The sequence below is a fragment of the Streptomyces viridiviolaceus genome, from assembly GCF_014650995.1.
Lineage (GTDB): Bacteria > Actinomycetota > Actinomycetes > Streptomycetales > Streptomycetaceae > Streptomyces > Streptomyces viridiviolaceus.
The window spans coordinates 1-515 of sequence record NZ_BMWA01000144.1; the positions used below are offsets into that span (position 1 = coordinate 1).

Annotated in this window: 1 protein-coding gene; it reads right to left on the reverse strand. The window is 42.1% G+C overall.

Translation table 11 applies throughout. The features are described 5' to 3' along the window. On the reverse strand, positions 1-515 hold a 515-nt coding region (locus IE260_RS43570; RefSeq protein WP_189881053.1), incomplete at both ends, for a VirB8/TrbF family protein.

Genomic DNA, 515 nt, shown 5'->3' on the forward strand with positions numbered 1-515 from the left:
CCGGTAGGGTTTTTAGGCATGGAAGCGTAATCAAAATCCGGGGTGTCAAACAAATAACTCAGCACGATTTTATAACGCTTTTCATACACCAGCTTGTTTTCGTTCATGAGTTTAGCCGCAATAGAAACGCTCGCAATGGGGTTATTGTCTTGCTGATAGATCGCAATATTGACGATATGGACTTCTCTTTCCAAATGGCTTTGTGCATAAATGCTGTTTTGCGTTTTGATCAAATCTTCAAAGCGTTGCCACACTTTAGAACTGCTTTGCAAGCGCACCAATTCATAGCGCGATTTATCGTCAATGCGGTTAATGCTCTCCCGGTTTAACACATACGCCCCAATGAGCGAACGAGCCAACGCTTCATTACTGGAAATGCTTTTATCCGCTCTTTGGATAATGGCGTAATGCTTGTCCTGGTTTAAAAAATCCACGAAATGGTGTTCGGTTTTTTGTAGGGGTAGAACACTGATTAAAACAACCGCTAAAACAAGAGCGATAAAACTCATCAAGCC